The organism is Pseudomonas sp. R5-89-07 (assembly GCF_003851685.1).
Classification (GTDB): Bacteria; Pseudomonadota; Gammaproteobacteria; order Pseudomonadales; family Pseudomonadaceae; genus Aquipseudomonas.
The window spans coordinates 3738078-3762822 of the sequence record NZ_CP027727.1 but is presented as its reverse complement, the minus strand read 5'-3'; the positions used below and the strand labels follow the sequence as shown (position 1 = coordinate 3762822).

22 protein-coding genes are annotated in these 24745 nt (G+C 63.3%); 9 read left to right on the top strand and 13 right to left on the bottom strand.

The window, feature by feature from the left end:
* Nucleotide 1 precedes the first annotated feature (1 nt).
* The 7 genes from C4J94_RS17165 to C4J94_RS17135 all read right to left on the bottom strand — a co-directional run bounded on the left by C4J94_RS17165 (nt 2) and on the right by C4J94_RS17135 (nt 8603).
* Nucleotides 2-862 carry a branched-chain amino acid ABC transporter permease gene (locus tag C4J94_RS17165; RefSeq protein WP_124387267.1) on the bottom strand — a complete coding sequence of 287 codons (861 nt, stop codon included), beginning with the start codon at nt 860-862 and terminating at the stop codon, nt 2-4.
* Nucleotides 863-903: 41 nt separating this feature from the next.
* On the bottom strand, nt 904-2106 hold the full coding sequence (locus tag C4J94_RS17160) for an ABC transporter substrate-binding protein (protein ID WP_124387266.1): 1203 nt from the start codon (nt 2104-2106) through the stop codon (nt 904-906).
* A 208-nt stretch (nt 2107-2314) separates the two neighbouring features.
* On the bottom strand, nt 2315-3082 hold the full coding sequence (locus tag C4J94_RS17155) for a FadR/GntR family transcriptional regulator (protein WP_124387265.1): 768 nt from the start codon (nt 3080-3082) through the stop codon (nt 2315-2317).
* A gap of 108 nt (nt 3083-3190) precedes the next feature.
* The gene (locus C4J94_RS17150; RefSeq protein WP_124387264.1) at nt 3191-3946 is read right to left on the bottom strand and encodes an alpha/beta fold hydrolase; all 756 of its coding nucleotides are present in this window, start codon (nt 3944-3946) and stop codon (nt 3191-3193) included.
* Between the two features lie 107 nt (nt 3947-4053).
* Nucleotides 4054-5466, bottom strand: a complete 1413-nt coding sequence (locus C4J94_RS17145; protein ID WP_124387263.1) for an efflux transporter outer membrane subunit — start codon at nt 5464-5466, stop codon at nt 4054-4056.
* Complete coding sequence (locus C4J94_RS17140) at nt 5459-7432, bottom strand: MacB family efflux pump subunit (RefSeq protein ID WP_124387262.1); 1974 nt, start codon at nt 7430-7432, stop codon at nt 5459-5461. Before C4J94_RS17140 ends, C4J94_RS17145 begins: the two co-directional genes overlap by 8 nt.
* Nucleotide 7433: 1 nt before the next feature.
* Nucleotides 7434-8603, bottom strand: a complete 1170-nt coding sequence (locus C4J94_RS17135) for an efflux RND transporter periplasmic adaptor subunit (protein WP_124387261.1) — start codon at nt 8601-8603, stop codon at nt 7434-7436.
* Between the two features lie 256 nt (nt 8604-8859).
* Here C4J94_RS17135 and C4J94_RS17130 point away from each other — a divergent pair, with 256 nt between their 5' ends.
* The 5 genes from C4J94_RS17130 (at nt 8860) to C4J94_RS17105 (ending at nt 14223) form a co-directional block, all read left to right on the top strand.
* Nucleotides 8860-9342, top strand: coding sequence for a sigma-70 family RNA polymerase sigma factor (locus C4J94_RS17130; protein ID WP_124387260.1), 483 nt, complete (start codon nt 8860-8862; stop codon nt 9340-9342).
* A 120-nt stretch (nt 9343-9462) separates the two neighbouring features.
* Nucleotides 9463-10800, top strand: coding sequence for a lysine N(6)-hydroxylase/L-ornithine N(5)-oxygenase family protein (locus tag C4J94_RS17125; protein WP_124387259.1), 1338 nt, complete (start codon nt 9463-9465; stop codon nt 10798-10800).
* A 172-nt stretch (nt 10801-10972) separates the two neighbouring features.
* Entirely contained in the window at nt 10973-12193 is a 1221-nt protein-coding gene (locus tag C4J94_RS17120) for a putative DNA modification/repair radical SAM protein (protein WP_056861349.1), read from the top strand.
* Nucleotides 12190-13023, top strand: coding sequence for a TIGR03915 family putative DNA repair protein (locus C4J94_RS17115; RefSeq protein ID WP_124387258.1), 834 nt, complete (start codon nt 12190-12192; stop codon nt 13021-13023). Before C4J94_RS17120 ends, C4J94_RS17115 begins: the two co-directional genes overlap by 4 nt.
* Before the next feature lie 309 nt (nt 13024-13332).
* Complete coding sequence (locus tag C4J94_RS17105) at nt 13333-14223, top strand: GNAT family acetyltransferase (RefSeq protein ID WP_124387256.1); 891 nt, start codon at nt 13333-13335, stop codon at nt 14221-14223.
* Nucleotides 14224-14347: 124 nt separating this feature from the next.
* Here C4J94_RS17105 and C4J94_RS17100 read toward each other — a convergent pair whose 3' ends face one another.
* The 5 genes from C4J94_RS17100 to C4J94_RS17080 form a co-directional block, all read right to left on the bottom strand.
* Complete coding sequence (locus C4J94_RS17100) at nt 14348-15367, bottom strand: branched-chain amino acid aminotransferase (RefSeq protein ID WP_124387255.1); 1020 nt, start codon at nt 15365-15367, stop codon at nt 14348-14350.
* 211 nt (nt 15368-15578) lie between these two features.
* Nucleotides 15579-16958, bottom strand: a complete 1380-nt coding sequence (gene lpdA, locus C4J94_RS17095) for a dihydrolipoyl dehydrogenase (RefSeq protein ID WP_124387254.1) — start codon at nt 16956-16958, stop codon at nt 15579-15581.
* Between the two features lie 4 nt (nt 16959-16962).
* Nucleotides 16963-18222 carry a dihydrolipoamide acetyltransferase family protein gene (locus tag C4J94_RS17090; RefSeq protein WP_124387253.1) on the bottom strand — a complete coding sequence of 420 codons (1260 nt, stop codon included), beginning with the start codon at nt 18220-18222 and terminating at the stop codon, nt 16963-16965.
* Nucleotides 18223-19281 carry an alpha-ketoacid dehydrogenase subunit beta gene (locus C4J94_RS17085; protein WP_124387252.1) on the bottom strand — a complete coding sequence of 353 codons (1059 nt, stop codon included), beginning with the start codon at nt 19279-19281 and terminating at the stop codon, nt 18223-18225.
* Nucleotide 19282: 1 nt separating this feature from the next.
* A complete protein-coding gene (locus C4J94_RS17080; protein WP_124387251.1) occupies nt 19283-20518 on the bottom strand; it encodes a 3-methyl-2-oxobutanoate dehydrogenase (2-methylpropanoyl-transferring) subunit alpha in 1236 nt (411 codons plus the stop codon).
* 194 nt (nt 20519-20712) lie between these two features.
* Between C4J94_RS17080 and bkdR the strand changes: the two genes are divergently transcribed.
* The gene (gene bkdR, locus C4J94_RS17075) at nt 20713-21201 is read left to right on the top strand and encodes a Bkd operon transcriptional regulator BkdR (RefSeq protein WP_003174877.1); all 489 of its coding nucleotides are present in this window, start codon (nt 20713-20715) and stop codon (nt 21199-21201) included.
* 121 nt (nt 21202-21322) lie between these two features.
* Here the strand turns inward: bkdR and C4J94_RS17070 are convergent, their stop codons facing one another.
* A complete protein-coding gene (locus tag C4J94_RS17070) occupies nt 21323-22186 on the bottom strand; it encodes an MBL fold metallo-hydrolase (protein WP_124387250.1) in 864 nt (287 codons plus the stop codon).
* Between the two features lie 94 nt (nt 22187-22280).
* Between C4J94_RS17070 and C4J94_RS17065 the strand changes: the two genes are divergently transcribed.
* The 3 genes from C4J94_RS17065 to C4J94_RS17055 are packed head-to-tail and all read left to right on the top strand — an operon-like array spanning nt 22281 to nt 24718.
* Nucleotides 22281-22616 (top strand): helix-turn-helix transcriptional regulator, encoded by a 336-nt coding sequence (locus C4J94_RS17065; protein ID WP_005789341.1) that lies wholly within the window; start codon nt 22281-22283, stop codon nt 22614-22616.
* A gap of 50 nt (nt 22617-22666) precedes the next feature.
* On the top strand, nt 22667-23911 hold the full coding sequence (locus C4J94_RS17060; RefSeq protein ID WP_124387249.1) for an FAD/NAD(P)-binding oxidoreductase: 1245 nt from the start codon (nt 22667-22669) through the stop codon (nt 23909-23911).
* Nucleotides 23912-24718, top strand: coding sequence for a sulfite exporter TauE/SafE family protein (locus tag C4J94_RS17055; RefSeq protein WP_124387248.1), 807 nt, complete (start codon nt 23912-23914; stop codon nt 24716-24718). It begins immediately after the preceding gene.
* The last annotated feature ends 27 nt before the right edge of the window (nt 24719-24745 follow it).

Genomic DNA, 24745 nt, shown 5'->3' with positions numbered 1-24745 from the left:
GTCAGGCTCTCCCGAACAGGCCGTAGGGGCGGACCAGAATCACCACGGCCATCGCGCCGTAGATCATCAGGCTCGCGCCCTGGGGCCAGAGTGTGGTCATCAGGCTTTGCACCACGCCCACCAGCAAACCGCCGACCAGCGCGCCGCTGAACGAACCCATGCCGCCGATCACCACCACCACGAACGCCACACCGAGAATCTCCGGGCCAACGAACGGCTGGGCACCGCGCAGCGGCGCGAACAGCACCCCGGCGACGCCGGCCAGGGCCACGCCTAGGGCGAAGGTCATGGAGAACAGGCGGAAAATATTGGTGCCCAGCAGCGACACGGTTTCGGTGCTCTCGCTGCCGGCGCGCACCAGCGCACCGAAGCGCGTGCGTTCCAGCAGCAGCCACAGGCCCAGGCCCACCAGCGCGGAAAACACGATGAGGAACAGGCGGTAGTAGGGGTAGATGAAGTCACCCACCACCAGCACGCCGCGCAGCAGTTCCGGCACCGCAACGCTCTTGCCCACCGGGCCCCAGATCATCACGCTGGCTTCCTGGATGATCAGCGCGATCCTCAGGGTCACCAGGATCTGGAACATGTGCGGCAAGTGGTAGATCCGCTGGATCAGCAGGCGCTCGATCACCCACGCCAGCGCGGCCACCACCAGCGGTGCAATCAGCAGCGCCAGCCAGAAGTTGCCGGTGAGGCTGACGGCGGTGTAGCAGAGGTAGGCGCCGAGCAGGAAGAACGCGCCATGGGCGAAGTTGACGAAGTTGAGCAGGCCGAAAATGATCGTCAGCCCGACCGCGATCAGGAAGTAGATCATTCCCAACCCCAGGCCATTGAGTATCTGGAACAGGTAAAGATTAAGCATGCGCAAGCCCTCAGCAGGAAGCCGGTGCAACGTTCAGGGAATCAGGCGAGCGTGCAGCCCGTGGCTTCCACCGGCGGGAAGGACTGGCCGGCGCTGAGCACCTTGGCCAGGTCGTCCTTGTCGGCCATATCGCTGGCCGCCTTGCCGATCAGCAGGTAGTAATTCTTGATCACCTGATGGTCGCCGGCGCGGATCGATTCCTTGCCGGTCGGGCCTTCATAGCTCAGGCCCTGCATGGCCTTGGCCACGGTTGGCCCGTCGAAGCTGCCGGTCGCGGTGATGGTCTCGAGCATGATTCGAGTGCTGATGTAATCGGCAGCCAGCGGGTAGGTGGGGTTGATGCCGTATCTGGCCTGGGTCAGCTTGACCAGCTCGCGGTTGAGCGGCGTGTCGACCTGGTGCCAGTACTGTGCGCCCAGGTACACGCCTTCGAGCACATCGCTGCCCAGTTCCTGGAACTGGTCGAGGCCGGCGGACCACACCAGCAGCACTTTCATGCGCTCCTTGATGCCGAAATTCACCGCCTGGCGCAGGGTGTTGGATGACTGGCTGCCGAAATTCAGCAGCACCAGCACGTCGGGCTTGGTGGAGATGGCGTTGGTCAGGTAGCCGGAGAATTCCTGTTCCTGCAACGAGTGGTAGCTGTTGCCGACGTGCTCCAGGCCGTGCTCCTTGAGTACGTTTTTCGCGCCTTCGAGCAAGGCTTCACCGAACACGTATTGCGGGGTGATGGTGTACCAGCGCTTGGCGTCCGGCAGTAGCTTGATCAGCGGCACCAGGGTTTCGCGGATTGCGCCGTAGGTGGGTACCGACCAGCGAAACGTGGCCTTGTTGCAGTCCTTGCCGGTGACTTCGTCGGCGCCCACCGGGGTCATGAAGACGCCGCCGACCTTGTCCACTTCCTTGGCCACCGCCAGGGCGGAGGAGGACAGTGTGCAGCCCTGGAAGAACCGCGCGCCGTCCTGCTGGATCGCCTCCTGCACCTTGCGCACCGCCTTGCCGGCATTGCCTTCGGTGTCGATGACCTTGTAGTTCAACGGGCGGCCGAGCAGCTCGGGGTGCTGTTCCACCGCCAGGCGCGACCCCATGTCGGCAAACTTGCCATAGCTGGCAAAGGCGCCGGACATGGACTTGAGGCCGTAAAAGGTAAAGGGCTCGGCGGCGAATGCCGAACGCACGCTCAGCGGGAGGCTGAGGGCGGAGGCGAAGGTGAGACTGGCTTTCAATAACGTACGACGCTGCATGGGGTGACTCCCTGGTTTAGTTATTGGCAGGAGCGGCAAGGGCGATACGGTGGAGCAAGGGCCTGTGGGCAGGCATTTTTTATTGAGGTGACGCACACCCATTGTGGGAGGGGGCTTGCCCCCGATAGCGGTGGGTCAGGCACAGCTGCAGTGGCTGATGCTCAGTCGGGGTGTAGAACCCTCCCACATTGGATTTTTGGTGTTTGGGTTAAGAGTGATCGAACTCCAGCAAGAAGTGCGGGCTGACCTGGCCTTCCAGGGCAGTCATATGGTGTTCGGCATCGCACATGTGTTCATGCATCAAGCTGCGCACCGCGCTTTCATCCCCGGCGCGAAAGGCGAGCAGCAATTGCTTGTGGTAGTCCAGGTTGGCCGCATCGAACTGCTTGCGCTTGGGCTTGTAGGCTTTTTTCAGCACCACCAAGTCGCGCAACAGGTCGTTGAGAAACTGCGCCATGAAACTGAGCAGCGGGTTGGGGCAGGCCTTGGCCAGCAGGTTGTGAAACTCCAGTTCCGCCAGGCGCTGTTCGCGCTGGCCGGCTTCGCTGTCTTCGGGAGCGCTGCAAAAGTCCACGTTGTCCTGCAGGGCCCGGTAGTCGTCCTCGCTCAAGCGCCCGAGCACCGACACTGCCAGTTCCACTTCGATGACCTTGCGCAGCTGGTACACCTGCTCGCCGTCCAGGTGCTGGAAGTGCAGGTAGTTGCGCAGGGCGCGGCTGGCGGGCTCGGTGCCGGCCTGGTTGAGGTAGGCGCCGCCGCTGGGGCCGGTGCGCGTGCTCACCAGGCCTTCGACTTCCAGTGCCTTGAGCGCTTCACGGGCCGAGCCCTTGGAGCACTGGAAGCTTTCCATCAGCTCGCGTTCGGTGGGCAAGCGGTCGCCCGGCTTCAGCGCATCGGTGACGATGGAGCGCTTGACCGACTCGACGATCACATCGGAAAGCTTCTGGCGTTTGCGGCGTAGCGGGCGGCTCAGCATGGGTTCGATTTATCGTATTAATGCGGATAAATAGCACTTAATAACGATCGGGCCGCAGCGTCAACGCCGGGTGTCGTTTCTGGTATCAACAGGTCGTAAACGTAAAGGTCAGTCCCAGTCGCCGCGGTCCAGGCACCGTGTGGTCGGTGGTGGCTGTTTGCCGTACGCCAGAAATTCACCGAGCCAGCGGGTGACACAGCCCTCGCCGCTGGCCTGGGCGGATTCCTTGAGCAGCAACAGCTCGGTGCCGGACGCGACCGGTTCGCCGCGCCCCGCGTTGACCAGCACCATGCGTGCGATGCGTTCGGGAAACAGCGTGGCATAGCGGTTGCCGAGTCGCGTCGCATCGGCATTGCCGACGTAGCTGAGCCGGGCCTCGCCCAGTTGCCCGCGTACATACTCCATATCCTGCGCCGCCTGCTCTACGTCGCTGCCCTGTCGCGGGTCGCGGCTGCTCAGTTCGATCACGTCATAGCGGTCGACCAGCGTGCGGTAGGCCGGGGTGGCGTAAGACTCCCAGCGACCGGCCAGTTGCAGGGCAAAGGTGGCGTTTTTAGCCGTAGGGGGTTCGCCGGACTGGATAAACACCACGCCCTCGCGGTTGAGCGGGTCGCGCGCGCCGATGCGGGTCAGGCTCAGGCGTATGCGCCCGCGCGCAGGCGCGGCATAGTCGCGGGGCACGGTTACCAAGGCGCATTGGGTGCGGGCCAGGACTTCCGGGTCAAACCGTTCAAACGCCGGGAAAGGGCAGTCGAGTAGCCAGTCAATGGCAGTGGGCGCGATCAAGGCGTCGGCCAGGGCCAGGGGTGCGAACAGCCAGCCGCCGAGGCAGACCAGGCATTTTCCAACAACGCTGGGTTTCATTAAAAGGTCCTGGAGCGCCGAGTGAAGGCGGCTTTTTTACCAAGGACCTTGGGCCAATTAATGTAAGGCGATTAAACGGTTCGTGTAAGAAGTTGGAGTTTCGTTTATCAGATGCCGCTACCCCAGCCACCGCCCAGCGCTTTGTACAACGCAATGCTGGCTTGCAGGCGCGACAGCCGCAGTTGCACGTTCAGGTCCTGGGCAGCGTAGAGGCTGCGTTGGGTCTCCAGCACCGTGAGCCAATCCTCGGCACCGGCCTGGTAGCGGCTTTGCGCGATCTGGAAGGCCGTCTGGGCCTGTTGCAGCTCTTGGGACTGCCATTGGCGTTGCTGGTCCAGGCGGGTGATGCTGCTGAGGGCTTTTTCCACGTCGGCAAAGCCGTTGATGATCGCCCCGCGGTAGGTTTGCAGCAGCTCATCCTGGCGTGCGCGGGCCTTGTCGCGTTCCGCGCTTAAACGTCCATTGTTGAAGATGGGAGCCACGAGCCCCGAGGTCAGGGTGTAGAACGGGCTGCGCAGGATATCGTCGGCCTTGTACGCGCCTGAGCCGAGGGTCGCGCCCAGGGTCACTGCCGGCAGCATCGCTGCACGGGCCACACGCACGTCGGCGTGCGCCGCCGCCAGCTGTGCCTCGGCCTGGGCGAGGTCGGGGCGCCGGCTCAATAACTGGCTCGGCACGCCGGGCCCGATGGTTGGCCAGGTCAGGGCCTGGAACGGCTCGCTGCCCAGCTCCAGTGCCTGCACCGGCTGGCCGAGTAACGCGGCGAGGGTGATCCGCGAATCTTCGGCCAACTGCTCGACCAGCGGCAACTGCCGCTGCTGGCTGGCCACCAGGCTTTTCTGTTGCGCCAGCTCCAGGGCGGTGGCGGAACCGGCGTCGTAGCGGGTTTGCACCAGCCTGAGCACAGTGCGCGCATTCGCCAGGTTCAGTTCGGCGATCTGCAGGCGTTGGCGTGCGGCCAGGGTTTGTGCGTAGCGGTCGGCCACATTGCTGAGCAGGGTCAGCTCCACGTTGGCCTGGTCGAACTGGCTGGCTTGCAGGCTGTGCAGCGCACTGTCTCGCGCAGCGGCGCGGCCGCCCCAGAAATCGAGTTCGTAGCTGGCGCTGAGGTTGGCGTCATAGCTGCTGACGGTTCGGTCGCTCTCGGTGGCGTTCAGGTCGGAGTTGCCGCTGCCGCGCAACAGCTTTTCGCGGCTGGCGGTGAGGTTGAACTTGACCTCGGGCAGCAGCGGTGCGCCGGCAATTACCGCCGTTGCCTGGGCCTGACGCACGCGGGCCATGGCGGCGGCTACGTCGAAACTGTCACGGCGCGCCTGGTCGATCAGGCGGTTGAGCGAAGCGCTGCCAAATTGCGTCCACCAGCGCTGGTTGGTGGCCTGGCTGGCTGCGCGCTCGGCATATTGCCAGGCGGCGGGCGGCGCGATGCCGCTGTCGACGGCGGGCGCAGTGCCCGCGCAGGCAGTGAGCAACAGGCACAGGCTGAGCAGCGCCAAAGGCGGTGCGAGGGGTGGTTTATTCACTGGTCAACGCCTTAACCGGATCGAGCCGGGCAGCTTTACGGGCCGGCATGAAGCCGAATACGACACCGGTGACCAGCGCACAGCCAAATGCGCCGAGCGCCGCCATCAGGGAGAACTGCACCGCCACGTCGGCCAGCACCAGCACGCCGCCCACCAGCAGCGCCAGGGCAATACCGAACAGCCCGCCGGCCACCGAGAGCATCACCGCCTCGGTGAGAAACTGGCGCAGGATGTCGCGCTGACGGGCGCCGGTGGCCATGCGGATACCGATTTCGCGGGTGCGTTCACGCACGGTCATCAACATGATGTTCATCACGCCGATACCGCCCACCAACAGGGAAATCGCCGCAATCGAACCGAGCATCAACGACAGGGTATTGGCCGTGCGCGCTTCGGCCTGGATCATCGCGGCGTTGTTGGTCAGGTGATAGTCGTCCTTGCCGTGGTGCAGGCGCTTGAGCAACTGGTCGATGGCCTGCTCGGCGGCGTAAACGCGGGTGGCGTCGGCGGCGGCAATCACCACGTACTCCGGGTTGTAGCTGCCGAACAGGCGAATGCTGGCGGCGGAGTAGGGGATGGCGATGCGGTCATCGCTGTCTTTGTTGCCCGAGCTGGAGCCTTTTTCCTGCAGCACACCGATCACCTGGAACGGCACGTTTTCGATCAGGATGTATTGGCCGATGGGGTTGACCAGGCCTTTGAACAGCTTGTCGCGCACCCGTGCGCCGATCACTGCGACGGTGGCGGCGTTGCGCTCGTCGGCTTCGGTGAAGTAGCTGCCCTCGACCACTGGCCAGTTGAAAATCGTCGGGAAATTCGTGTCATTGCCGCCGACATAGGCCATGTAGTCGATGTTGCCGAACCGCACGCCGGCTTCGGCGCCGTTGACCGGCATGATCTTTTTCACCTGCGGCAGGGTGGCCAGGGCGGCCACATCCTCGGGGGTGATGATGCCCAGGGGCGTGCGCGGGTTGGGTGACGAGCCGCTGACATACAGGATGTTGGAGCCGAAGGCGCCCATCTGTTCCATCACCTGGCGCTTGCTGCCTTCACCCACGGCGAGCATGACTACCACCGAGGCCACGCCAATGATGATCCCCAGCAGGGTCAGCGCGGTACGAAAGCGGTTGATCCACATCACGCGCCAAGCCGCTTGCAACGCGTCGAGCAGTTCGGCTTTCCAGGCACCGTTGTGTTCGGCACCGTCAGCCAGGCGTTGACGCAGGTCCACGGCTTGCAGCGCAGCGCTGTTCGCTTCGGCGGGCACAAAGGCCTCGGTCTCGGCCGAGTCGCTGATGATCAGGCCGTCGCGAATCTCGATGATGCGGTTGGCTCGCGCGGCCACTTCGCGGTCATGGGTGATCAGGATGACCACATGGCCCTGGCTCGCCAGTTCGTCAAGCAGCGTCATCACTTCGGCGCCGCTGTGGCTGTCGAGGGCGCCGGTGGGTTCGTCGGCGAGGATGATGTGCCCACCGTTCATCAACGCGCGCGCGATGGACACCCGTTGCTGCTGGCCGCCGGAGAGCTGGTGCGGCCGGTTGCCGGTGCGGTCGGCCAGGCCCAGGCGGGTGAGCAGGGCGCTGGCGCGGGCATGTCGTTCGCTGGCACTGATGCCGGCATAGATCGCCGGCATCTCGACGTTTTCCTGGGCCGATGCCGATGGGATCAGGTGGTAGCCCTGGAACACGAAACCGAAGGCCTCGCGGCGCAGCCAGGCCAGTTCGTCGCTGCCCAGGTGGGCGACGTTTTCGCCGGCGAACAGGTAGTCGCCTTCGCTCGGGCGGTCGAGGCAACCGAGGATATTCATCAGCGTCGACTTGCCGGAGCCGGACGCGCCGACGATGGCGACGAATTCGCCGGCGTGGATCGACAGGTCGATGCCGCGCAGCACGTCGACCTGCGGGCTGTCGCCGCCGCCGTAGGATTTGCGGATGTGCTTGAGTTCGATCAGGGGCGTGGTCAACTCAACCCCCACTGCTGTCGGCCGGACCGATCAACAGGCGATCGCCTTCGTTGAGTCCTTCCAGCACCTGGACGCGCAGGCGGTCGCTGATCCCCAGGCGCACCTCGCGCTGCTCGATGCTGCCGTTTTTTGCTACCACCCGGGCGGTCTGAGTGTTCGCGGTGGGCGTGCCTTGCAGCGCGGCGACCGGCACGGTGAGGGCGTCCTTGACCTGGCTTGCGACGAAAAACACCTGGGTGGTCATCTCGGCCATCAGCGCGTTATCGGCGTTGTCCACGTCCAGCAAGACCGTGTAGAGCACCACGCGGCCGGTGCCGCTCTTGCTGGCGCTGCTCGGGCTGCCGCTGCCTTGGGTTTCGTTCAACGGCTTGGGCGGGATCGGCAGGATCTGGCGCACGGTGCTGGTCCAGCGGCGGCTGCCGCCGCTCAAGGTGGTGAAGTACGCGCGCATGCCGGGTTTGACATGGCCGATATCCGCCTCGGACACCTCGGCCCACACGGTCATCGGCGACAGCCTGGCGATACGCAGGATCAGCGGGGTCTGTTGCTGGGCGTTGAGCGTCTGGCCGACCCGCGCATCCACCGCGACCACGGTACCGGCCATCGGTGCGTAGATGCGCGTGTAGCCCAGTTCCGCCTCGTCGCTGCGCAAGCTGGCCTGGGCCTGGCGAATCTGGGCCTGGAACATGTCGACCCGCGCCTGGGTCGCGCTCAGTTCAGCCTTGGCGGTTTGTACATCTTCTTCGCGGGTGGCATTACCGGCGCTCAGGCGTTGCTGGCGCTGGTACTTCTGGCGCGCCAAGGCATGCAGGGCCTTCTGCTCCTGCAACTGCGCCGCAAGGTTGTCGATGGCGTAGCGGCTGGCGTCGAGCTTGGCTTTTTGCGTCGACGGGTCGATCTCGACCAGCAACTGGCCTTCCTTGACCTGGTCGCCGGCCTCGACGTGAATCTTCTGGATCTGCCCGGAAGCCTGGGCGCCGACATCCACATAACGCCGCGGTTGCAGGGTGCCCAAGGCGGTGACGCTGTTTTCGATATCGCCCCGGCTGACGGTGACCGTGGCGAGGGTGTCGCGGCCCGGCGCAAGGCCTTGCCAGGTGGCAAACGCAACGATGGGGATCAGGCACGCCACCGCAAGCAGGGCGCGTCGGGCAGGTCGAGGGCGTTTCATGCGTAGGTTCCAGCCAGGAAAGATCGGGGCGCAGTCGCGCAGAGCTGACAGTTAAACGATGAAAACGTCCGCGGATTTAGGCTGTTACACGCGCGGTTACAGGTTGCGTGGAGAAAAAAATCGATTGTTGATGCAAGACTTCTTTAAAAGTAGATGAGAATTATTATAAATTGCACGCATTCAAACTGACATCATCGCTGGGCTTGTTCCTACACGGGCTGGCATCGTCAGTACCACGGCCACGGGGCCAGGAGCCATGTTGGAAAACTACTATCGCGAGCTGGTGTGTTTCCTCAACGCCAAGCTGGGCAACCGTCAGGTGGCTGAGGATGTGGTGCATGACGCGTACCTGCGGGTGCTGGAGCGCTCCAGTGACACCCCGATCGAACAGCCGCGCGCGTTTCTCTACCGCACCGCGCTGAACCTGGTGATCGACGGCCATCGGCGCAATGCCCTGCGTCAGGTCGAGCCGCTGGAAGTGCTGGACAGCGAAGAACGCTTCGCCCCGTGTTCGCCCCACGCCAGCCACGCCCAGGGCCAGCGCCTGGAGCTGCTCGAGCGCGCCCTGGCCGAGTTGCCGGCTGCCTGCCGCGACAGTTTCCTCTTGCGCAAACTGGAGGACCTGTCCCATCTGCAAATCGCCGAGCGCCTGGGCATTTCCCGCAGCCTGGTGGAAAAGCACATCGTCAACGCCATGAAGCACTGCCGGTTACGCATGCGTGAGTGGGAAGCGCACTGAAGCGCTGTTAGTTAAATTTTATTTCATTGTCCTCGTTTCCTATCAACACACGGCCTGTTGTTCAGGCCTTGAAGGTATTCCCGCCCCAACCGCCACGGGGCTTATCCAGAGGACACTGGAATGACACAGGCAATTGCTTCGCCCGCGGTTCACGACCTGATCGGGATCGGTTTCGGCCCTTCGAACCTGGCGCTGGCCATCGCCCTGCAGGAGCGTGAGAAGGCCCAGGGCAAACTGGACGTGCTGTTTCTCGACAAACAAGCCGATTACCGCTGGCACGGCAATACCCTGGTGACCCAGAGCGAACTGCAGATTTCCTTCCTCAAGGACCTGGTAACCCTGCGCAACCCCACCAGCCCATACTCCTTCGTCAATTACCTCAAGGCCCACGAGCGCCTGGTGGACTTCATCAACCTGGGCACCTTCTACCCGTGCCGCATGGAGTACAACGACTACCTGCGCTGGGTCGCCGGTCAATTCCAGGCCCAGGCCCGCTACGGCGAAGAAGTGCTGGCCATCGAGCCGATCCTGCATCAGCAGCAGGTTGAAGCGCTGCGCGTGATCTCCCGTGATGCCCAAGGCGAACAACATGTGCGCACCACGCGCTCAGTGGTGGTCAGCGCCGGTGGCACGCCGCGCATTCCCGAAGCGTTCAAGGCGCTCAAGGGCGACAGCCGGGTGTTCCACCATTCCCAGTACCTGGAGCGCATGGCCAGCCAGCCGTGTGTCGAGGGCAAGCCGATGCGCATCGCGGTGATCGGCGGTGGCCAGAGCGCTGCCGAGGCCTTTATCGACCTCAACGACAGTTTCCCGTCGGTGCAGGTCGACATGATCCTGCGCGGCTCGGCGCTCAAGCCCGCCGATGACAGCCCGTTCGTCAACGAAGTGTTCTCGCCGGCCTTCACCGACCTGGTGTTCCAGCAAGTCGGCGCTGAGCGTGAGCGGCTGGTCGCCGAGTACCAGAACACCAACTACTCGGTGGTGGACCTGGACCTGATCGAACGCATCTACGGCATTTTCTATCGGCAGAAAGTCTCCGGCGTTGCGCGCCAGGCGTTCCGCACCCTGACCGTGGTCGAAAAGGCCACCCCCGGCCCGCTGGGTATCGAACTGACGCTGCGCAACAACGCCAGCGGCGAAACCAGCGTGAGCCATTACGACGCGGTGATCCTCGCCACCGGCTACGAGCGCCAGATGCACCGCGAACTGCTCGCGCCGCTGCAGGCCTACATGGGCGACTTCGAAGTGGCCCGCGACTACCGTATCGTCACCGATGAGCGCTGCAAGGCGGGCATCTACATCCAGGGGTTCAGCCAGGCCAGCCATGGTTTGAGCGATACGTTGCTGTCGGTGCTGCCGATTCGGGCGGATGAAATTGCGGCGTCGCTGTATGCCAATGACCGTAGCCGTGATTCAGCACGCTCGGTGCAGGACCTGCTTCTCGCAACGGCGAGTTGATCTGACCCTGTAGGAGCGAGCTTGCTCGCGAAAAGCGTCAACGATAACGTGCCTCTTCTGAATTAACGCGGCGCTCTTGTATTTTTCGCGAGCAAGCTCGCTCCTACAAACGGCACTTGTGACAGGGAGTGGCTGCTGATACTGTACAAAAAACCAGTATTGGTAGCTTCCCATGCAGTTGATCGAAAAACTCAGCATCCTCGCCGACGCCGCCAAGTACGACGCTTCGTGCGCCAGCAGTGGCGCGCCCAAGCGCAGTTCCGAAGGCAAGGCGGGGCTGGGTTCCACCGATGGCATGGGCATCTGCCACAGCTATACCCCGGACGGGCGTTGCGTCTCGCTGCTCAAGGTGTTGCTCACCAACTTCTGTCTCTACGACTGCCAGTACTGTGTCAACCGCCGTTCCAGCGATGTGCCCCGTGCGCGGTTCAGCCCGGAAGAAGTGGTCACCCTGACGCTGGACTTCTACAAGCGCAATTGCGTCAGCGGCCTGTTTCTCAGTTCCGGCATCATCCGTTCAGCTGACTACACCATGGAACAGTTGGTGCGGGTCGCCAAACTGCTGCGCGAAGAGCACGACTTTCGCGGCTATATCCACCTCAAGACCATCCCCGAAGCCGACCCGGCGCTGATCGCCGAGGCCGGGCGCTATGCCGACCGCCTGAGCGTGAATATCGAACTGCCCACCGATGCCAGCCTGCAAACCCTGGCGCCGGAAAAGCAGATCGGCTCGATCAAGCAGGCCATGCAGACCATCTACACCGGTGAGCAAACGGTGTTCAACGAGCCGCGCGCGCCACGCTTCGCCCCGGCCGGGCAGAGCACGCAAATGATCGTCGGCGCCGATGACACCGATGACAGCACCATCCTGCACGGGGCCGAAGCCTTGTACGGCAATTACAAGCTGCGCCGTGTGTATTACTCGGCATTCAGCCCCATCCCCAACAGCCCGAAAAGCGTGCCCCTGGCCGCGCCGCCACTGATGCGCGAACACCGCTTGTACCAAGCCGACTTCCTGTTGCGCAGCTACGGTTTCAGCGCCAATGAGCTGTTCGAAGGCCCCGGCCACCTGGCTCTGGATATCGACCCCAAACTGGCCTGGGCGCTGGAGCACCGCGAAGTGTTTCCCCTGGACCTGAACCGCGCCGAACCAACGTTGATCGCGCGCATCCCCGGCATTGGCCTGCGCACCACCCAGCGCCTGGTCGACCTGCGCCGCGAACGCAAGATCCGCTTCGAAGACCTGGCGCGCATGCGCTGCGTGCTGGCCAAGGCCAAACCGTTCTTCATCACCAGCGATTACCACCCCCAGCAAGCCGACAGCACCAGCGTACTGCTGCGTGAACAGCTGCGTGATCGCCCGCAACCGCAACAGATGGGGCTATGGGGATGATCAGCCTGGAATGCGACAACCTGTTCGGCACCTGGCGCGAACAGGCGCGCTGGCTGCTCAGCCATCAGGTCGACCCCAGCCAGGTAAGCTGGGGCGAGGCTGAGGTGGCGGATCTGTTTGCCACCGACGAGCCGATCCCGGCCGAGCCCGGTCCGTTCCAGGCGCGCATTCCCAAGGCGTTGCTGCAACTATTGGAATCGGCCGCCTGCTACCACGGCGAGCAGCGCTGGAGCCTGCTCTACGAGGTGCTTTGGCGGGTCAGCCATGGCGATCGCACGGCGATGCTGGCAGGGGACAAGCTGGGTAGCGAATTGCAGCGACGCATCAAGCAGGTCAGCCGTGAAGCCCACCACTTGCATGCGTTTGTGCGGTTTATCGCACTGCCGGCCGAGGCGGGGCCCGAGCTGCCGGAATACGTGGCCTGGCACGAGCCCGCCCACGACATCCTCAAGAGTGCCAGCCAGCATTTTGTCGGGCGCATGGGCCGGCATCGCTGGATGATCGCAACTCCTCTGGACGGGGTGTATTACGACGGCGAGCAGTTGATTCACCAGCGCCAGTGCCCCGAGGCCTGGCAGCAACTGGCGCAGAATGTCGAAGACCCGCACAGCGCCATGTGGCTGACCTACTACAGCCACATCTTCAACCCGGCGCGGTTGAACCCGAAGGTCATGGAAGGGCACTTGCCCAGTCGGTTCTGGAAGAATCTGCCGGAGGGCAAGTTGATACCGGGGCTTATCAGCGAGGCGCGCACGGGCAAGCAGAAGGATGGGCAGGCCAAGCTGGTGGGCGCTAAACCCGGCAAGCGTATTGCTAGCGGGCACGGTTAGAAAGAGGGCAAGCCCTAATGCCAGTCAGTTAAGGCGAACACCAATCCTGTGGTGAGGGAGCTTGCTCCCGCTGGACTGCGCAGCAGGCCCATTGTTTGGGGCCGCTTCGCGGCCCAGCGGGAGCAAGCTCCCTCGCCACAGGTTCAGGGCCGTGCCAAAGTTGCATACACACCCATACCTCGATATCGGTAGATTAGTCGGCTTGTCTGTACTTGATCCACCGTAATCAGGGGCAAGCCGAATCGTCGCACCGCCCCTCCCATATTGGTATTGTGGTGCCTGCCCAGTCGCCGTCAGCCAGGAGCAAGCATGTCTACCGCCGTTCGTATTGCCCAAGCCTCAGATGCCGAGGGCATCAGCCAGGTCATCCTGGCCGCCTTGCACAGCAGCAATGCGCGGGATTACCCAGCGGATGTGATCGCTCGGGTGGCGAGCAATTTCACGCCGGAGGCGGTGCTGGAACTGCTCAAGCGGCGTGTGGTGCTGGTGGCGGTTCAGGCGCAGGTGATCGTCGCCACGGCGGCCCTGGATGCCAATGTAGTGCGCTCGGTATTCGTTAACCCGGCGCTGCAAGGGCAGGGCATTGGTCGGCTGCTGATGATCGAGATCGAGTTGCGTGCCCGTGAAGCCGGGGTGACCGTGTTAAGCGTGCCGTCCTCGCTGACCGCCGAACCCTTCTATAGCAAGCTGGGTTTTCATACCGTGCGCGATGTCTACCACGGCAACGAGCGCACACTGGTCATGGAAAAGGCCTTGCTGTCTCGGCACCCCATCGGCCCGTATCGCGACCGCCAGCACCGTGCGCAGGTGGTTGCGTTATGGCAGCAAGCGTTCGGCTACGACACCGCGCATAACCTGCCGAGCCTGGCCATCGATAAGAAACTGGCGGTCAATGATGGGTTGTTCTTTGTGGCGACCGATAAAAAAACCGTGATCGGTACGATCCTCGCCGGGTACGACGGCCATCGTGGCTGGTTGTATTCGGTGGCGGTGCATGCCGACTATCGGCGCCACGGCCTGGGGTCATCGTTGGTGCGTTACGCGGAACAGGCGTTGATGGCGCTGGGTTGCATGAAGATCAACCTGCAGATCACCAGCGGCAATGACGCGGTGGCGGGGTTCTACGAGGCATTGGGGTATGGGGTGGAACCGAGGATCAGCATGGGCAAGAAGATTGCCAGCAATATCCCCCAACCTTGAAAATACTGCAGATCAAATGTGGGAGGGGGCTTGCCCCCGATGGCGGTAGGTCAGCCAATACATCTGCTGACTGATAGACCGCTATCGGGAGCAAGCCCCCTCCCACAAGGTTTTGCGGTGCTGCTTAGACTTTTACGATCCAACCTGCAGGCGCTTCAACGTCACCGGTCTGCACTCCGGTCAGCTCTTTATAAAGCTTCTGGGTGATCGGGCCCACTTCGGTCTCGCTGTGGAACACATGCAGTTTGCCGTTGTACTGGATGCCGCCGATGGGCGAGATCACTGCAGCGGTACCGCAGGCGCCGGCTTCCTTGAATTGATCCAGCTTGTCGATGAACACTTCGCCTTCGACCACGTCCAGGCCCAGGCGGGTCTGGGCCAGTTCGATCAGCGACAGGCGGGTGATGCCTGGCAGTACCGAAGGCGACTTCGGCGTGATGAACTGGTTGTCATGGGTGATACCGAAGAAGTTGGCCGAGCCGACTTCTTCGATTTTCGAATGGGTCATCGGGTCCAGGTAGATCGCGTCGGCGAAGCCGGATTTTTTCGCTTCCGAACCTGGCATCAGGCTGGCGGCGTAGTTACCGCCCACTTTCGCGGCACCGGTGCCCTGTGGCGCGGCGCGGTCGAAAGTGGAGATCTGGAAGTTGTGGGGCACCAGGCCGCCCTTGAAATAGGCGCCAACCGGGATGCAGAACACCGAGAAGATGAACTCCGGCGCGGTGCGTACACCGATGTTGTCACCGGTGCCGATCACGAACGGGCGCAGGTACAGCGCGCCGCCGCTGCCGTAAGGCGGGATGAAGCGTTCGTTGGCCTTGACCACTTGCTTGCAGGCATCGATGAATGCCTCGGTTGTCACATGTGGCATCAGCAGGCGGGCACAGCTGCGCTGCATGCGCGCGGCGTTCTGGTCTGGACGGAACAGGTTGATCGAGCCGTCCTTGCAGCGGTAGGCCTTGAGGCCTTCAAAGCACTGCTGGCCATAGTGCAGGGCAGTGGAGCCCTCGCTGATGTGCAGCACATTGTCGTCGGTCAGGGTGCCGTCTTGCCATTCGCCGTTTTTCCAGACCTGGAGAAACCGCTTGTCGGTCTTGATGTAGTCAAAACCCAGCTTGTCCCAATTGATGCTTTCGTTACCCATGACACCCTCTAATCTCTGGTCAAGTCGGATTTTTTTCTGGATGGCCGCAACAATACTGCATTCTTGGCTTGTGTGGGAGCGGGCGGATGGACCATTCGACATCTCTATTGGCTGATCCATCGCTATCGGGGGCAAGCCCCCTCCCACATGCGTTCCCCTGTGGGAGGGGCGGTGCGACGATTCGACTTGCCCCCGATGGCCTCGCCACGGTCTACAGATGCAGCGCGTGGCCCAGCGCCCGCAGCGCGGCTTCCTGCACGGCTTCACCCAACGTCGGGTGAGCGTGGATGGTGCCGGCCACGTCTTCCAGGCGCGAACCCATTTCCAGGCTCAGGCCAAACGCCGTGGACAGTTCCGACACCCCCGCGCCCACCGCCTGCCAGCCGACAATCAGATGATTGTCCCGCCGTGCCACCACCCGCACGAAGCCGGCTTTCGACTCCAGGGTCATGGCCCGGCCGTTGGCGGCGAAGGGGAAGCTCGACACGATGCAGTCCATACCGGCCGCCTTGGCGTCGTCAGGCGTCTTGCCGACCACCACCAGTTCCGGGTCGGTAAAACACACGGCCGGGATCGCCGCCGGGTTGAATTCGCGGGATTTGCCACTGATCAGTTCGGCAACCATTTCGCCCTGGGCCATGGCCCGGTGCGCCAACATTGGCTCGCCGCTCAGGTCGCCGATGGCCCAGACGTTGCGCATGCTGGTCTGGCAGCGGCTGTCGATCCTGATCGCCGCGCCGTTCATCGCCAGGTCCAGCGCTTCGAGGTTCCAGCCCTGGGTGTTGGGTTTGCGGCCCACGGCCACCAGCACCTGGTCGGTCTCCAGCGACAGCGTATCGCCATTGGGGTCGCGCACCTGCAGGCAGTTATCGGTAAAGCCGGTGACGCTGTGCTTGAGGTACAGCTTCACGCCCAGTTGCTTGAGGGACTCGCCGACCGGCTGGGTCAGCTCGGCGTCATAGGCCGGCAGGATGCGGTCCTGGGCCTCGACCACGCTGACTTCAGCCCCCAGTTTGCGGTAGGCAATGCCCAGCTCCAGGCCGATATAACCGCCGCCCACCACGATCAGCCGCTTCGGTACGCGGGTGGGCGCCAGGGCTTCGGTGGACGAAATGATCGGCCCGCCCAGTGGCAGCATCGGCAGTTCGACGCTTTTCGAACCGGTCGCCAGCAGCAGGTGTTCGCACTGGATACGCTGGTCGCCCACGTCGACGGTCTTGCCGTCCACCACCTTGGCCCAGCCGTGAATCACCTGCACCTTGTGTTTCTTCAGCAGCGCGGCGACGCCGGTGGTCAGGCGGTCGACGATGCCGTCTTTCCATTCCACGCTTTTGCGGATGTCCAGGGTGGGCACATCCACTTCGATGCCCAGGGGCGAGCCCTGGCTGTGGTGCACGCTCTGCTGGAACTGTTCGGCCACATGGATCAAGGCCTTGGATGGAATGCAGCCGATGTTCAGGCAGGTGCCGCCCAGCGCCTGGCCTTCCACCAGAATGGTCGGAATGCCCAGCTGGCCGGCGCGAATCGCTGCCACATAACCGCCAGGGCCGCCGCCGATGATCAGCAGCGTGGTGTGTAGTGTCTGAGTCATGCCCTTACTCCAGGAACAGGCTGGCGGGTTGTTCGAGCAGGCCGCGAATCGCCTGGATGAATTGCGCCGCGTCCATGCCATCGACCACGCGGTGATCGAACGAGCTGGAGAGGTTCATCATCTTGCGCACCACGATCTGGCCCTTGATCACCATGGGCCGCTCGACGATGCGGTTGACGCCGACGATGGCCACTTCCGGCAGGTTCAGCACCGGCGTGCTGACAATCCCGCCCAGCGCGCCAAGGCTGGTCAGAGTGATGGTGGAGCCCGACAGCTCGTCACGGCTGGCCTTGCCATTGCGCGCCGCCGTGGCCAGGCGCGCGATTTCTTCGGCGTTGCCCCACAGGCTGCGGGCTTCGGCGTGGCGCACCACCGGCACCATCAAGCCCACGTCGCTCTGGGTGGCGACGCCCACATGCACCGCGCCGAGGCGGGTGATGACCTGGGCTTCATCGTCGTAGCGCGCGTTGATCTGCGGGAAGTCGCGCAGCGCCACCACCATGGCGCGCACGATGAACGGCAACAGGGTCAGCTTGCCGCGTGTGGCGCCGTGCTTCTCATTGAGGTGCACGCGCAGTTCGTCCAGCGCGGTGACGTCGATTTCTTCCACATAGCTGAAATGCGCGGCGCGGCGGGTGGCGTCCTGCATGCGCTGGGCGATCTTGCGGCGCATGCCGATCACCGGAATCTGGTGCTCGTCGTGGCGTTCGGCGTAGGGGTTGGCGGCGCTCGAGGAGCTGCTCGCGCCTTGCTGCAGGTAGGCGTCGAGGTCTTCATGCAGGATCCGCCCGGCTGGGCCGGAACCCTGTACCAGGCGCAACGGGATACCTGCATCCAACGCATGTTTGCGCACGGCGGGAGAGGCCAGCGGGCGCTCGGCCGCATCGCGGGCCACGGGGGCTTGAGGCTTGGCGGCGATAGGCGCGGGCTTGGCTTCAACCGGTGCCGGTTTGTTCTCCACCACAGGCGCGACCGTTTTCACCGGTGCGGCCGCGGCCGGCGCTTCCTTGGCGTTGCCGGCGCCTTCCACTTCAATGCTGATCAGAATACTGCCCACCGCCATGACTTCGCCCGGCTCGCCGCCCAGCGACAGCACCTTGCCGTGGACGGGCGAGGGGATATCCACCATCGCCTTGTCGGTCATCACGTCCGCCAGCACTTGGTCTTCGACCACCAGGTCGCCGACTTTTACGTGCCACTGTGACAGTTCAACTTCTGCGATGCCTTCGCCAATGTCCGGCATCTTGATAACGTGCGTGCCCATTCAGACCTCCATGACCCGTTTCAACGCCGCGCCCACTCGGGACGGGCCTGGGAAATACGCCCACTCCTGCGCGTGCGGGTAGGGGGTGTCCCAGCCGGTGACGCGCTCGATCGGCGCTTCCAGGTGGTGGAAGCAATGTTCCTGCACCAGCGATACCAGCTCGGCGCCAAACCCGCAGGTGCGCGTGGCTTCGTGCACCACCACGCAACGGCCGGTCTTTTTCACCGACTTGACGATGGTGTCCAGGTCCAGTGGCCACAGGCTGCGCAGGTCGATCACTTCAGCGTCGATGCCGGTTTCTTCGGCGGCGACTTGCGACACGTACACGGTGGTGCCGTAGGTCAGCACGGTTACGGCCGAACCCGGACGCACGATGGCGGCGACGTCCAGCGGCACGGTGTAGTAACCGTCCGGCACTTGCGCTTGCGGGTGTTTCGACCACGGTGTTACCGGGCGGTCGTGATGGCCATCGAACGGGCCGTTATACAGGCGCTTGGGTTCAAGGAAGATCACCGGGTCATCGTTCTCGATGGAGGCGATCAGCAGGCCCTTGGCGTCATAGGGGTTGGACGGCATCACGGTGCGCAGGCCGCAGACCTGGGTGAATACCGCTTCGATGCTCTGGCTGTGGGTCTGGCCGCCATAAATACCGCCGCCGCACGGCATGCGCATGGTCAAGGGCGCGGTGAACTGCCCGGCCGAACGATAACGCAGGCGCGCCGCTTCGGAGATGATCTGGTCGGTGGCGGGGTAGACGTAGTCGGCGAACTGGATTTCCGCGACCGGGCGCAGGCCGTAGGCACCCATGCCCACCGCGACGCCGACGATGCCGCTTTCGGAGATCGGTGCGTCGAATACCCGTGAGCTGCCGTACTTGGTCTGCAGGCCTTCGGTGCAACGGAACACGCCGCCGAAGTAACCGACGTCCTGGCCGAACACCACCACGTTGTCGTCACGTTCAAGCATCACATCCATGGCCGAGCGCAGGGCCTGGATCATGGTCATGGTGGTTGTGGTCATGGCGGTTTCCAGTTCGATGCTGTTGTTGTGATCGTTCATGTCAGACCCCCAGCTCTTGACGCTGGCGCTTCAAGTGCTCCGGCATCTCTTTGTAGACGTCTTCGAACATGGTCGCGGCGCTTGGAATCTGGCCGCCGGCGAGGGTGCCGTACTGTTCGGCCTGTTTTTGCGCGGCGATGACTTCGGCTTCCAGCTCGGCACTGACCGCCGCGTGTTCCTCTTCGGACCACTGGCCAATCTTGATCAGGTGCTGCTTGAGACGGGCAATCGGGTCACCCAGCGGGAAGTGGCTCCAGTCATCGGCCGGGCGGTACTTGGACGGGTCGTCGGAGGTCGAGTGCGGGCCGGCGCGGTAGGTGACCCACTCGATCAGCGTCGGGCCCAGGTTACGTCGGGCGCGTTCGGCGGCCCAGGCGGAGGCGGCGTACACCGCGATGAAGTCGTTGCCGTCGACCCGCAGCGAGGCGATGCCGCACCCCACGCCGCGTCCGGCGAAGGTGGTGGCTTCACCACCGGCGATAGCTTGAAAGGTCGAGATGGCCCACTGGTTGTTCACCACGTTGAGGATCACCGGGGCGCGGTAGACGTGGGCGAAGGTGAGGGCGGTATGGAAGTCGGATTCAGCCGTGGCGCCGTCGCCGATCCAGGCCGAAGCGATCTTGGTATCGCCCTTGATCGCCGAGGCCATGCCCCAGCCCACGCCCTGTACGAATTGAGTGGCAAGGTTGCCGGAAATGGTAAAAAAGCCGGCGTCCTTGACCGAGTACATGATCGGCAGCTGGCGGCCCTTGAGCGGGTCGCGCTCGTTGGACAGCAGCTGGCAGATCAGGTCCACCAGCGGCACCTCGCGAGCCATCAGGATGCTTTGCTGGCGGTAGGTGGGGAAGCACATGTCGTCGATGTTCAAGGCCAGGGCCTGGGCGCTGCCGATGGCTTCTTCGCCAAGGCTTTGCATGTAGAAAGACATTTTTTTCTGACGCTGGGCGACCACCATGCGGTTGTCGAAGATGCGCGTCTTGAGCATCGCGCGCATGCCGCGGCGCATGATCTGGGTCGAGACACCCTCGGCCCACGGGCCCAGGGCCTGGCCCTGGTCGTCGAGCACGCGGATCAGGCCTTTGGCCAGGTCGGCGGTGTCGGAAGGCTCTACGTCGATGGCGGGTTTGCGCACCAGGCCGGCGTCGGTCAGGCGCAGGTAGGTGAAGTCGGTCTTGCAGCCTGGACGGCCCGAGGGTTCAGGGACGTGCAGGCGCAGTGGTTCATACGGCTGGGTCATGGCTTCTACGCTCGATCTTGTGAATTTCTTGTAGTGGGCGCGCTAGCTGACAGTCAGTCTTCGGGTAGAAGAAATCTTGTCCTACAACAATCATAGGCGTGGCGTAGAAGAATATTTATCTGTGTTTCATTGCGCCTGAGATCATTTGCGGATAAAAAATCTGCATAAACATAATAAACAGGTGATTTTGTCTCATGCGCAAACTGGACCGTACCGATATCGGCATTCTCAACGCCCTGCAGGAGAACGCCCGCATCACCAACGCCGACCTGGCCCGTTCGGTCAACCTGTCGCCCACGCCGTGCTTCAACCGGGTGAAGGCGATGGAGGAGTTGGGCCTGATTCGCGAGCAGGTCACGCTGCTGGATGCCGACCTGCTGGGGCTGCACGTCAACGTGTTCATTCATGTGAGCCTGGAAAAGCAGAATGAACTGGCGTTGCAGCAGTTCGAAGGGGCGATCTCGGACCGCCCCGAAGTGATGGAGTGCTACCTGATGGCCGGCGACCCGGACTACCTGATTCGGGTGCTGGTGCCGACGATCCAGTCGCTGGAGCGCTTCATGATGGACTTTCTGACCAAGGTGCCGGGGGTGGCGAATATCCGCTCCAGCTTTGCGCTCAAGCAGGTGCGCTACAAGACCGCGCTGCCTCTACCGGCCAACGGCATCAGCCTCGGTTCCTGACACCCACAGGCCCAAATGTGGGAGGGGGCTTGCCCCCGATAGCGGTGGATCAGCTACACATGAGTGGACTGTCACACCGCCATCGGGAGCAAGCCCCTTCCCACATTTTTTTGACTGCGTTTCAAAGTTGATTGAGGGGGATCTTGAGGTAGGTCACGCCGTTCTCTTCCGCCGGCGGCATATTCCCCGCCCGCACATTCACCTGGATCGCCGGTAGCAACAGCGTGGGCATTCCCAGCCCGGCATCGCGTTGGGTGCGCATCGCCACGAACGTCGCCTCATCCACGCCGTCATGCACATGGATATTGCCCGCACGCTGCGCCGCCACGGTGGTCAGGCATCTGGCCTCGCGGCCTTCGGGCGGGTAGTCATGGCACACGTACAGCTGGGTTTCGGCCGGGAACGCCAGCAACTTGCGCATCGAGGCATACAACTGGCGCGCATCGCCGCCGGGGAAGTCGCAGCGCGCGGTGCCCACGTCGGGCATGAAGAGGGTGTCGCCCACCAGGATCAGGCGGCCATCGATCAGGTAGGCCATGTCCGCTGGGGTATGCCCGGGTACATGCAGCGCCTGGGCCTGCAAGCCGCCGATATGAAAGATTTCATCCGGCGCGAACAAGTGGTCGAACTGCGAGCCATCGACGCGAAACTCCGGCTCCAGGTTGAACAGGTGCTTGAATACGCCCTGCACCGTGCTGATGGACTGGCCAATCGCAATCTTGCCGCCCAGGGTGCGGCGCAGGTAAGGCGCGGCGGACAGGTGGTCGGCGTGGGCATGGGTTTCCAGCAGCCACTGCACCTCAAGGCCATGCTCGTGAACGAAGGCAATCACCTTGTCGGCCTGGACGGTGTCGGTGCGCCCGGAGGCCGGGTCGTAGTTGAGCACCGAGTCGACGATGGCACAGGGACCGCCGTCCGCCTCATAGACGATGTAGGTATAGGTCGACGAGGCCTCGTCCAGAAAGGCTTGAATCAACGCTGGCATGGCGGCTGTCCCCGGTGAAGAAAAAAGTGGTTACAATCAGTTTACGTTTACACATAATGTATTGAGCTTAAGTGAGACCGAGGAGCCGAGGCAAATGGAATCTACGTTGAGTGAGGGCGAAGTCGCCCAGTTGCGTGCATCGGCGTCCAAGGCCTGTTCCTTGCTCAAGGCGCTGGCCAATGAAGACCGCCTGCTGATCCTGTGCCAGTTGACCCAGGGCGAGCGCAACGTCGGCGAGCTGGAAGCCCTGACCGGCGTACGCCAGCCTACGCTGTCACAACAGTTGGGCATCTTGCGTGACGAAGGGTTGGTCGCCACCCGTCGGGAAGGCAAATACATTTTCTACGGACTGGCCAGCCATGAAGTGATTCAAGTGATGAAGACCCTGTCCGGCCTGTACTGCGGCGCGGTCATAAAAAGCTGGGCGTGACGCCATCCGGCAGCGACCCTTGTGTGCATTGACAAAAAAGGCAGTAGACCATGACCGAACAACACTGGGGACCCACCATCAGTGGCGATATCGTAGTCATCGGCGGCGGCTCGGCAGGCATCGGCCTGCTGGCCAGCCTGCTCAAGCGCGACCCGCAGCTGAACATCATCCTGATCGAACCCAACGATTTTCATTGTTACCAACCCGCCTGGACCCTGGTCGGCGGCGGCGCCTATGACCTGCGAAAGACCCGGCGCCCGCTGGCCAATGTACTGCCCAACGGCGTCACCTGGATCCAGGCCGCCGTCAGCCAAGTGCTGCCCGACGAGCAGCAGCTGGTGCTCGACAACGACCAGCGCGTCAGCTGGAACCACTTGATCGTCTGCCCCGGCCTGCGCCTGGCCTGGGAAAAGATCGAGGGCCTGCCAGAAACCCTCGGCCGCCACGGCGTCACCTCCAACTACAGCTACCAGCACGCCGCCTACACCTGGCAACTGGTGCAGCAACTCAAGGGCGGCAAGGCGCTGTTCACCCAGCCAGCCATGCCGATCAAATGCGCCGGCGCGCCGCAGAAGGCCATGTACCTGTCCTGCGATCACTGGCTCAAGCAGGGCACGTTGAACAACATCGAGGTTGAATTCAACCTGGCCGGTGCCGCGCTGTTCGGCGTGCCGACCTTCGTGCCGCCGTTGATGAAATACGTCGAGAAATACAATGCACGCCTGGCCTTCAATGCCAATCTGGTGAAAGTCGATGGCCCGGCGCGCACCGCCTGGTTCGAAGTCAAGGACGCCGAAGGCAACGTGACGGTCCACGAGAAAACCTTCGACATGCTCCACGTCGTGCCGCCGCAGGTCGCGCCGGATTTTATCCGTCAAAGCCCGCTGGCCGATGCCGGTGGCTGGTGCGAGGTGAACCCCCACAGCCTGCAGCACCTGCGCTACCCGCACATCTTCGGCCTCGGCGATGTGTGCGGCACCAGCAACGCCAAGACCGCCGCAGCGGTGCGCAAGCAGATCGTGGTGGTTGCCGAGAACCTGCTGGCCCTGCGCAGGCAGGCGCCGCTGCCGCTCAAGTACGACGGCTATGGCTCCTGCCCGTTGACGGTGGAGAAGGGCAAGGTGGTGCTGGCCGAGTTCGGTTATGGCGGCAAGCTGCTGCCGACCTTTCCCCTCGACCCAACCCGGGCGCGCCGCTCGATGTGGTTCCTCAAGGCCACGCTGCTGCCGTGGTTCTACTGGAACGGCATGCTCAAGGGACGCGAGTGGCTGACCCGCCTGAGCAAGGTGGACTGAATGCTGCTGGCGAGTGTGTTGGGGGTATTGATGGGCCTGGTCATGGGCCTGACCGGCGCGGGCGGCGGCATCCTTGGGGTGCCGGCGCTGGTGTTGGGGTTGGGGCTGACGATGACCCAGGCCGCGCCGGTGTCATTGCTCGCGGTGGGCGCGGCGGCGGCGGTGGGCGCGATTGACGGCCTGCGCCACGGCCTGGTGCGTTACCGCGCGGCGCTATTGATCGCGTTGCTGGGCGCGCTGTTCTCGCCGCTGGGGGTGTTCATCGCCCATCAACTGTCGGAGCCGGTGCTGATGGGCCTGTTCAGCGCACTGATGGTGCTGGTGGCCTGGCGCATGCTGCGACGCGAAAAAATCCAGGCCGGGCCGAGTGACCATGGCGCCGCCTCCTGGGGCCAGAAGAATTGCATGCTCAACCAGCAGACCGGGCGCCTGGCGTGGACGGCCAAATGCACGGCGACCCTGGCGGCGTTGGGTGCGGTGACCGGTGCGGTTTCGGGCCTGCTCGGTGTGGGCGGTGGCTTTCTGATTGTGCCGGCGTTCAAGCAACTCACCGATGTGCAGATGCGCGGGATCGTCGCGACCTCGTTGATGGTCGTCAGCCTGCTCTCGTTGATCGGCGTGGTGGGGGCGTTTCATGCCGGCGTAAGCATCGAGCCGGTGGGTGGGGTGTTTATCGGCGCGAGCATTGTCGGCATGTTGGCCGGGCGTCGCTTGTGCTCGGTGATTCCTGCGCGCGCGTTGCAGGTGGGCTTCGCCAGCCTGTGTGTGGTAGTTGCCGCCGGTATGCTCGTCAAGGCTGCGCTTTAGCCGGACCTGCTCCAGGCATCAATTGTG

What these genes read in the sequence shown, in the direction of transcription:
- C4J94_RS17165 (WP_124387267.1), bottom strand. Translation starts at nt 862, where the DNA reads ATGCTTAATCTTTACCTGTTCCAGATACTCAATGGCCTGGGGTTGGGA.
- C4J94_RS17160 (WP_124387266.1), bottom strand. Translation starts at nt 2,106, where the DNA reads ATGCAGCGTCGTACGTTATTGAAAGCCAGTCTCACCTTCGCCTCCGCC.
- C4J94_RS17155 (WP_124387265.1), bottom strand. Translation starts at nt 3,082, where the DNA reads ATGCTGAGCCGCCCGCTACGCCGCAAACGCCAGAAGCTTTCCGATGTG.
- C4J94_RS17150 (WP_124387264.1), bottom strand. Translation starts at nt 3,946, where the DNA reads ATGAAACCCAGCGTTGTTGGAAAATGCCTGGTCTGCCTCGGCGGCTGG.
- C4J94_RS17135 (WP_124387261.1), bottom strand. Translation starts at nt 8,603, where the DNA reads ATGAAACGCCCTCGACCTGCCCGACGCGCCCTGCTTGCGGTGGCGTGC.
- C4J94_RS17130 (WP_124387260.1), top strand. Translation starts at nt 8,860, where the DNA reads ATGTTGGAAAACTACTATCGCGAGCTGGTGTGTTTCCTCAACGCCAAG.
- C4J94_RS17125 (WP_124387259.1), top strand. Translation starts at nt 9,463, where the DNA reads ATGACACAGGCAATTGCTTCGCCCGCGGTTCACGACCTGATCGGGATC.
- C4J94_RS17120 (WP_056861349.1), top strand. Translation starts at nt 10,973, where the DNA reads ATGCAGTTGATCGAAAAACTCAGCATCCTCGCCGACGCCGCCAAGTAC.
- C4J94_RS17115 (WP_124387258.1), top strand. Translation starts at nt 12,190, where the DNA reads ATGATCAGCCTGGAATGCGACAACCTGTTCGGCACCTGGCGCGAACAG.
- C4J94_RS17105 (WP_124387256.1), top strand. Translation starts at nt 13,333, where the DNA reads ATGTCTACCGCCGTTCGTATTGCCCAAGCCTCAGATGCCGAGGGCATC.
- C4J94_RS17100 (WP_124387255.1), bottom strand. Translation starts at nt 15,367, where the DNA reads ATGGGTAACGAAAGCATCAATTGGGACAAGCTGGGTTTTGACTACATC.
- lpdA (WP_124387254.1), bottom strand. Translation starts at nt 16,958, where the DNA reads ATGACTCAGACACTACACACCACGCTGCTGATCATCGGCGGCGGCCCT.
- C4J94_RS17090 (WP_124387253.1), bottom strand. Translation starts at nt 18,222, where the DNA reads ATGGGCACGCACGTTATCAAGATGCCGGACATTGGCGAAGGCATCGCA.
- C4J94_RS17085 (WP_124387252.1), bottom strand. Translation starts at nt 19,281, where the DNA reads ATGAACGATCACAACAACAGCATCGAACTGGAAACCGCCATGACCACA.
- C4J94_RS17080 (WP_124387251.1), bottom strand. Translation starts at nt 20,518, where the DNA reads ATGACCCAGCCGTATGAACCACTGCGCCTGCACGTCCCTGAACCCTCG.
- bkdR (WP_003174877.1), top strand. Translation starts at nt 20,713, where the DNA reads ATGCGCAAACTGGACCGTACCGATATCGGCATTCTCAACGCCCTGCAG.
- C4J94_RS17070 (WP_124387250.1), bottom strand. Translation starts at nt 22,186, where the DNA reads ATGCCAGCGTTGATTCAAGCCTTTCTGGACGAGGCCTCGTCGACCTAT.
- C4J94_RS17065 (WP_005789341.1), top strand. Translation starts at nt 22,281, where the DNA reads ATGGAATCTACGTTGAGTGAGGGCGAAGTCGCCCAGTTGCGTGCATCG.
- C4J94_RS17060 (WP_124387249.1), top strand. Translation starts at nt 22,667, where the DNA reads ATGACCGAACAACACTGGGGACCCACCATCAGTGGCGATATCGTAGTC.
- C4J94_RS17055 (WP_124387248.1), top strand. Translation starts at nt 23,912, where the DNA reads ATGCTGCTGGCGAGTGTGTTGGGGGTATTGATGGGCCTGGTCATGGGC.